The following is a 7,190-nucleotide window of genomic DNA, read 5'->3' as shown; positions in this document are numbered from 1 at the left end:
AAGTCCCTCAAAAATAGAAGTTATTAATGATATAAATAACGAGCTTATTAATCTACATCTTTGTATTAGAAATAAACCACAAAGCTTATAGTAAATGTGCTTAATTCTATGTTAGTGAGTAGAAAGATATTTGCAATGATAAAAAATAAAGAATTAAAGTCAAGGAATGATATAGAAAGAGCTGCTTTTTATTTTTATCTTATAAACACTTCTTTTGGATCAAGCATGGGGCAATTTGCTATGAGCAAACAAAGAGCGCCAAAAAGATTGCTTAGAGATTTTAGCTTACATACACAAAGGCTTAAACATGCTAGTATTGAGAATAAAAGCTTTGAATATATTTTAAAAGAATATGATTACAATGAGGCTTTGTTCTATTTAGATCCACCTTATGTGGGGACTGAAAATTATTATAAAAACACTAATGGTTTTGGAATAAAAGAGCATAAACTATTAAATGAGTTATTAAAAAACATCAAGGAGGTTTTAATAATGAACTTTTAAGAATAAAGTTAAGAGAATATTTTTTAATATTCTCTTTTACTTAAGCAAAGAAGCTAAAAAATCTAAAGCTTCTTTTTTAAAATTTTCTTTGCATTCTTCTAGATAATCTTTTTCTAAAATAGCTCCGTATTTTAATAAGAGTAAAATAGCTCCAAAATTATTATGATTAATAGCATAAAACATAGGTTGTTCGCCCATACATTCTTTTGTGGCACTCATACCGTTTTTAAGATACTCTAATACAACATCATTGTTGCCATTGCAAATTGTATTTATAAACCCCTTGCTAACACCTTGTCTTATATCTAATATTGTTCTATTCATCTTTTTTATCCTTTTGTTTTGATAAGACTACAATAGCTTGGCTTAGCTGAATGTGTGCTGTTGTAAATTATATTGTTTTAACCCAGCTTGATACGACATTTAATAAGTGATTATAGTCTTTACTTGTAGCTTCTTTAAAAAACTCATCTCTAATATCTTTGTGTATTTTAGCTTTTTTTAAAGCACTATCAACTCTAGCTAAAATTGAAAAAGCATTACCATCTTCTCCGATTAATTTAACTTTTATATTTGGATATTTTATACTCATTTTCAACCCCTTAAAATTCACAAAAAGTGCTTTTTAATTCATATTTTTGTTTTTTGCTATTGTATTGAACTACAAATTTCCTACCTATAATATATCTTTCAAATAAAGGCACTTGTATAATGGTTTTTTCTTCATTCATTTCAAGTATTTTTGCGATTGAGTAAGAGTTTATACCCATATTATAAATAGTCATAAGCTCTAAGATATTATCTCTTACTAGATAATCTTTTTCTTTTAAAAGTCTTTTATACAAAATTTTAAATTCATCCTCTAAATCCTGCATAATTTTTTCTTTTAATTCTTCATCAGTATAGTTTTTAATCTCTTTCATTTTTTCTCCTTTTGTTGATTAAGCACACAATAGCTTGACTTAGCTGAATGTGTGCTGTTAGATCTTAGAAAGTTCTCCAACTACCACACCAACTAATAAAAAATCTCCATTTTTATAAAATATGTCTTTATATAAAGGGTTTAAAGAGTGCAAAATTACTCCATTATCTTGTTTTAAAACTTGTTTGATAAAAAGTCCATCTTTAGTATTGACTACATAAATGCTTTTGTTTTTAAAAGTTTTATTTCTATCTATTACGCAAATACTTCTATCTTTGATAATTGGCTCCATACTCTCACCATAGCAAGTAATAAACTCACAATCTTTTGTTTTAAAAAAATCTAATATTTTTTGATCTATTAATATGTTTTCAAAATCTAAAATATCATTAATACCACCTCCACCTAAGCTAGCATTGGTTTTATATAGTTTTAAAATTTTATATTTGTATTCACATTCTAATTGATCTTTTGGAGAGCTTCCATAAAAGAAGTAATTAATACTAATATTTCTTTTTTCTAAGAAATTTAAAATATGCGCATAGGGAATAGAGTTTCTAAATTTCATAGAATTAAAAGTGTCTGGATGGATACCTAATTCTTTAGCTATATCTTTTGTTTTTAATTCACACTTACCTTCACTTGCAAGTATGTCTTTTAACTTATCAATTACTTCTTGCATTTGCATGATCAATCCTTTTATTTTAATTTAAAAGAATTTAACAAAAAATTGCAAAAAGCAATGAAAAGATTTTATTTTAAAAGGTTTAATTATAAGTATAATTTTTACACTATTAATTGATTTTAAAAAAAACAAATTTTTCATTAAATAAATAATAATTTATAATCATAAATTGATTTTTTAATATATAAATTATATAATGCTTGCCAATTAAAGAATCAAAGCCATCAAAAGGACTTATATTAATGAAAAGCTTTAATACCATAGTAACAACCAGAACAATTAAAAGTGATTCTAGTGTTATGAGATTAAATCCAATTAGCGAAGCAATCAAGAATGCTATTGATGCAAAAGCAACTCATATTGATATTTGTTTTGAAGAGTGCGAAAGCGATGGTTTGTTTGATAATAGTATTTCTATCACCATTAAAGACAACGGGGCCGGCTTTAATTGTTTCGATGATCAATATATGCAAAATAGATGGACGCATTATAAAGGTGGAGATTATATTAAAAATACTTTAGGAGGAAGAAGCAGAGGCCGATATTCTTATCTTAAGTTTGTTGATTTTGAAAATGAATGTTTGAGTGATATTAAAATATATACAAAATATAACAATAAAAGTTATAGCGTTATCTTTCAAGGTGAAAATCAGAATATAGGATTTAGCGTCAAAGAAGAAGTTGCAAATCACACAGAAAATTTTACAACGAAATTATATATCAAAAGACTAGGAAATAAATTTATTAATGGCAATACAATAGAACAGATGATTGAAAAAGCAAAAAAAGAAATTATAGTTGAATTTTCAGATAAACTTCTAAAGGGTATAACTTTATCTATTAACAATATAAAAATTAATGTTGAAGAATATATAGAAGAACAACTGGAAAAAGAGTATGAATTAAAAAATGGACAAAAAATTAGTGCATATATGGTTGTTTGGAAAAATGAGATTGATTTGGCAATCGATAAAAAGCATGTTTTTTTATTTAATATTGATAACATTCCTCTTGGAAAAATACCATCTGGTTGTCAAAAATCAATATTTAACTGTCATACTGTATTTTTAACGAGTAGCTGTTTTGAAGAGGATTGTGAATTTATCGATATTAATCCTAACTATAAAAAAATTATAGAGGAAGTTAAGAATTTATATAAACCTGACTTAGATAAATTATTATATAAAGTTTGGCTTAAAAATGCAGATTTGATGGCTAATAAATTAGCAGAAGAGAGTGAATTTTTCAAAGATGAAACCGATAAAATGATACAAGAAAAAATTAAAGAAGCGTATATGGTTTTATCTTTGCCGTTGCTTATAAAACAACATAATATTAATCGCAGCAACGCATCATATTTTAGCAACTCGCTAATAGGATTAATTTCAGATAATTCTTATAATACACTTGAGAATTTGGAACTTGTTTTTAATTTAGAAAAAGAAGATCATGAAGTTTTTAATTATGTAAGAGAGAATGTTAATATTCTGAATCTAATAAAAAAATATTATAATTATATATCAAGACTTGATTTTTTACAGCATTTTGAAAATTTGGTATTAAACGAAGGGAAGGCAGAAACAAAGGAAAGAAAGGAGCTACATAAAATTGTAGAAAATAATTTATGGTTGTTTGATGAAGAATATCTAAATCTTGATTTTTTTAGCGATCAATCATTAAAAGGAATTTTTAATGAAATAAAATTACCAATAAATATAGATAGTGAAAATCAATTAAATACAATTCCAGATATTTTTATACCTCGTACTAAGGATAATGAATTAATACTTATCGAGTTAAAAGCACCAAAAGTAGAAATAAATTCATCAATACTTACTGATGTGTTTAATAAATATATCACTAAAATTCTTAAATCATTATCAAAGCAAGGAAGTAATATTGATTATGTGAAGGCTATATGCATTTCATCAAAAAAGCAAGAATTTACAGGAAGCTTAACTGGAGATAAATATAGCATAAATCCAATGACTTGGAAAGAAATAATTAGTGTAAGAAAAAAAGACTTGGAAAACCACATAAAAGATGTTAAAAGTAATTTATCTTTATCAAAATATAAAGATCTTCACAATTTTAAAGAAAAAGAAATAAAAATGGAAAGGGTTGGCAATTTAAAAAAAATATAAAAATTTGAATATTTTATATAGCAAAAAATTTCCAATATGATAATTATCTAAACAAAACTATATTTTATTTGTAACTACCTGTATGTTATTTATTTTTTAAATTATCTAGTAATGTTAAGCTTTGTACGTAACTATCCTCCAAACCTTAAAGTTATAGATAGCTACATGCTATTTTTGTATAAAAAGTGGTTAAACTATGATTATATAGTGTTTTATAAAGATAGTTACATTAAAAACAAAACATAAGTTTATTTTAAGTAAAAATGTAACTATCTTTGGAGAGTAAAACATTTTTTAGGATTTAAAATTTAAAACTAAACTTCGCCTTTACATGCCTTTTAAACAGTATTTAATCACTTTCTTGGAATAAAACGGATATTTTGGGATATTTGGGATATTTTATGCTTTGAATTGAGAAAGATAAAAATGTATTTCTATAAGCTTTAAAAGCCTATTATTTAGCATTTTTGCTAAAATTATTTAGAGATAGTTACATATTCTTTTTAAAATACCCCTTACAGGTTTTATATTGAAATAGTATTGTAAAGTGTTATATGTGATATTGTTTATAATAAAGTTTATAATAAGTCATTGTATTGGTGGATAATCGGTTATGATTATATGAGATATTTACTATGAATTAGAGGGTTTAGTTGTTCTAATAGGGTAAGGTTTTTAGTTTTACAAAAAAAGAAGGTTATAGTACTTGTTAAGTGGTAGAAAATCAGAAAAGTTATTTAGAAATTTTATTTAGTAGTAATACTTTAATTTAATATTTTTAATTAACCATAGTTGATATTTTTGGTTTTTGATATAAAATATTAATTTTTATAATGTATTGTATCTTTTTTATTTTTGGAGGATATATGAAAAAATTATTTTTAACTTTAACGCTTGGTTTTACAAGCTTATTGGCTAATGAAAAAATATTAAATATTTACGAAAGTCCCACTTGTGGATGTTGCGATCTTTGGGCTAATTATATGAAAGATAAAGGCTATAAAGTACAAATACACAAAAGTGAAGATTTTTTAAAAATAAAAGAAAAAATGAATATTCAGCCTATGTATCAAAGCTGTCATACTGGCGTGATTGATGACTATGCTATAGAAGGGCATGTTCCTGAAGATGCAGTTGCTTGGCTTTTGGAAAATAAACCTGAGGATGTTATAGGTATTTCTGCTCCTGGTATGCCTCAAGGAAGTCCTGGAATGGAACAAGGTTATGAAGAAGAATATCCTGTAGTTTTGATGCTTAAAAATGGAGATTATAAAATTTATGGGATCTATAAAGGACATAATTTAATCAAAATAAACTAAGCAAAATTGCTTAGTTTATTTTGTATATTAAAGGTATTCTTATATGAAAAGTTTTTTCATATTGTGGAAAATTCTTAGATGCTATGCGTATAGTTTCTAAGGCACTATCATTTAATAGTTTATATTTTGATGGTTTTAATATTTTTAAGTTTAATAAGTTTTTATCCTTAGTCCATGTGAATTCTAATAAAATTTCACCACTCATCCGCATTTTTCTAGCTTGCCTAGGATAAATTAAAGCTTTATCTATAGCTTGCTTAACTTCTTTTAAAAGTTCATTGTTATTAGTTAAAGATATGCTTTCTTGAGAATTTATCAGGATGTTTTTTTCTTGAGATGTTATTTTTTGAGATTTTATTTCCTCTTTTAATCGATTTGCTGCTTTAGTATCGGTTGAAGTATTTATTTTTTTAGGTTGAACGATAGGTTTTTCTTTTACTTGTTCTATTTTTTTTATTTTTTCTTGTTTAGATTGTTCGTTTTTTACTTTAGGAGAATCTTGTAAAAATTGTTTTATAGCTATATTAAATTTTTCTTCCTTTGTAGTGTTATGTTGTATATATAAAAAATTCTTAGCATAAAGAAAAACAAAAAGTAAAGGTAAAAAGATAAATAAAGTAATGAAAAATGATTGATTTTTATGATTACTTATAAAAGTCTTCATCTTTTTTGCTCTGTTAAAATTTGAAAATTTTCATGATTTTTATTTTTTAAAATATCAATAATTTTTACAAAGCTTTCAAATTTTGCCTCTTTATCGCTTTTTAACTCTACTAAGGTTTTAGAATTTATAGTGTCAAATTTTTCTTTTATTTCTTCTATGGAAACTGTTTTTCCATCGATATAAAATTTATTTTCTTTATCGATTAAGATGCTTATTTTGTCTTTATTTTCACTTATGGAATTTGAATTTTCACTTTGAGGTAGATTGATTTTGATTTCACCATGTGCGATAAAAGTGGATATACTTAAAACAATGGCTAGTAAAACAAGCATTATATCTATAAAAGGAATAATATTTAAACCTTCATTTTTTGGCAATTTAAGCATTTTTATCCTTAAAAATACGATATGCATTACTCAAAGTTGATATTTTTCTAAGCAATCCATTATAAGCCATCAAAGAAGGGATGGCAACTAAAATTCCCAAAGCAGTAGCCTTTAAAGCTAGCGATAAGCCAATAACAATAGATTTTACATCAATATTTCCACTTGCTCCCATGTCGTAAAATGTAATCATAATCCCTACTACAGTTCCTAAAAGTCCTACATAAGGAGCGTTAGTGTAAATAATATAAAGCATAGTGATATTTTCACTAATTGCATCATCAAATTTTTCTTGGCATTGATAATCATTTAGTTTAATTTTTCTAAAAAATAAGATGCGTTCTATAGTGCACCATATAGCAATAAATGCCATTAACCCTAAAACAATAAATATAATTAAGTCAATATAAGTTTTTAAAAATTCCATACATCCTCGCTTTAAAAATTTTTGTGATTATATTACTGAAAATTAAATTATTTATTAATAACAATTATCATAATTGATATAATAAATTTATTTTAAATTAATAATTATTATCATAATATTCCAACTTTGAAAATTTTGTTTA

General features: G+C 25.0%; 9 protein-coding genes and 1 pseudogene. 3 read left to right on the top strand and 7 right to left on the bottom strand.

Features of this window, described 5'->3' with window-relative positions; all coding sequences use genetic code 11:
- Positions 1-501 (top strand): annotated as a pseudogene (locus L8Y18_RS07140) (DNA adenine methylase); the annotation flags it as partial.
- A gap of 39 nt (positions 502-540) precedes the next feature.
- On the opposite strand, the gene L8Y18_RS07135 reads toward L8Y18_RS07140, so the two are convergent.
- The 4 genes from L8Y18_RS07135 to L8Y18_RS07120 all read right to left on the bottom strand — a co-directional run bounded on the left by L8Y18_RS07135 (position 541) and on the right by L8Y18_RS07120 (position 2,114).
- The gene (locus L8Y18_RS07135) at positions 541-828 is read right to left on the bottom strand and encodes an ankyrin repeat domain-containing protein (protein ID WP_263676558.1); all 288 of its coding nucleotides are present in this window, start codon (positions 826-828) and stop codon (positions 541-543) included.
- Between the two features lie 67 nt (positions 829-895).
- Positions 896-1,090 (bottom strand): hypothetical protein, encoded by a 195-nt coding sequence (locus tag L8Y18_RS07130; RefSeq protein WP_318529555.1) that lies wholly within the window; start codon positions 1,088-1,090, stop codon positions 896-898.
- A gap of 16 nt (positions 1,091-1,106) precedes the next feature.
- A complete protein-coding gene (locus L8Y18_RS07125) occupies positions 1,107-1,427 on the bottom strand; it encodes a hypothetical protein (protein ID WP_263676556.1) in 321 nt (106 codons plus the stop codon).
- 57 nt (positions 1,428-1,484) lie between these two features.
- Positions 1,485-2,114 carry a helix-turn-helix transcriptional regulator gene (locus L8Y18_RS07120; RefSeq protein WP_263676554.1) on the bottom strand — a complete coding sequence of 210 codons (630 nt, stop codon included), beginning with the start codon at positions 2,112-2,114 and terminating at the stop codon, positions 1,485-1,487.
- Positions 2,115-2,353: 239 nt separating this feature from the next.
- On the opposite strand from L8Y18_RS07120, the gene L8Y18_RS07115 reads away from it, so the two are divergent.
- Both L8Y18_RS07115 and L8Y18_RS07110 read left to right on the top strand, forming a co-directional pair.
- Entirely contained in the window at positions 2,354-4,255 is a 1,902-nt protein-coding gene (locus L8Y18_RS07115; protein ID WP_263665038.1) for an ATP-binding protein, read from the top strand.
- 866 nt (positions 4,256-5,121) lie between these two features.
- Positions 5,122-5,574: a DUF411 domain-containing protein gene (locus L8Y18_RS07110; protein ID WP_263662253.1), complete on the top strand. Its 453-nt coding sequence runs from the start codon at positions 5,122-5,124 to the stop codon at positions 5,572-5,574.
- Positions 5,575-5,584: 10 nt separating this feature from the next.
- On the opposite strand, the gene L8Y18_RS07105 is transcribed toward L8Y18_RS07110, so the two are convergent.
- The 3 genes from L8Y18_RS07105 to exbB are packed head-to-tail and all read right to left on the bottom strand — an operon-like array spanning position 5,585 to position 7,048.
- Positions 5,585-6,238, bottom strand: a complete 654-nt coding sequence (locus tag L8Y18_RS07105) for an energy transducer TonB (protein ID WP_214114369.1) — start codon at positions 6,236-6,238, stop codon at positions 5,585-5,587.
- Complete coding sequence (exbD, locus tag L8Y18_RS07100; protein WP_214114368.1) at positions 6,235-6,624, bottom strand: TonB system transport protein ExbD; 390 nt, start codon at positions 6,622-6,624, stop codon at positions 6,235-6,237. The genes L8Y18_RS07105 and exbD overlap by 4 nt, the downstream gene beginning before the upstream one ends.
- Positions 6,617-7,048 (bottom strand): TonB-system energizer ExbB, encoded by a 432-nt coding sequence (gene exbB / locus L8Y18_RS07095; protein WP_133319846.1) that lies wholly within the window; start codon positions 7,046-7,048, stop codon positions 6,617-6,619. The genes exbD and exbB overlap by 8 nt, the downstream gene beginning before the upstream one ends.
- Positions 7,049-7,190: the final 142 nt, after the last annotated feature.

It is taken from the genome of Campylobacter sp. CNRCH_2007_0968H (genome assembly GCF_025773245.1).
Classification (GTDB): Bacteria; Campylobacterota; Campylobacteria; order Campylobacterales; family Campylobacteraceae; genus Campylobacter_D; species Campylobacter_D lari_D.
The sequence above is the reverse complement of the archived record's forward strand: the minus strand, read 5'-3'. Positions and strand labels throughout refer to the sequence as shown.

What these genes read in the sequence shown, in the direction of transcription:
- L8Y18_RS07135 (WP_263676558.1), bottom strand. Translation starts at nt 828, where the DNA reads ATGAATAGAACAATATTAGATATAAGACAAGGTGTTAGCAAGGGGTTT.
- exbB (WP_133319846.1), bottom strand. Translation starts at nt 7,048, where the DNA reads ATGGAATTTTTAAAAACTTATATTGACTTAATTATATTTATTGTTTTA.
- L8Y18_RS07125 (WP_263676556.1), bottom strand. Translation starts at nt 1,427, where the DNA reads ATGAAAGAGATTAAAAACTATACTGATGAAGAATTAAAAGAAAAAATT.
- L8Y18_RS07110 (WP_263662253.1), top strand. Translation starts at nt 5,122, where the DNA reads ATGAAAAAATTATTTTTAACTTTAACGCTTGGTTTTACAAGCTTATTG.
- L8Y18_RS07120 (WP_263676554.1), bottom strand. Translation starts at nt 2,114, where the DNA reads ATGCAAATGCAAGAAGTAATTGATAAGTTAAAAGACATACTTGCAAGT.
- L8Y18_RS07105 (WP_214114369.1), bottom strand. Translation starts at nt 6,238, where the DNA reads ATGAAGACTTTTATAAGTAATCATAAAAATCAATCATTTTTCATTACT.
- exbD (WP_214114368.1), bottom strand. Translation starts at nt 6,624, where the DNA reads ATGCTTAAATTGCCAAAAAATGAAGGTTTAAATATTATTCCTTTTATA.
- L8Y18_RS07115 (WP_263665038.1), top strand. Translation starts at nt 2,354, where the DNA reads ATGAAAAGCTTTAATACCATAGTAACAACCAGAACAATTAAAAGTGAT.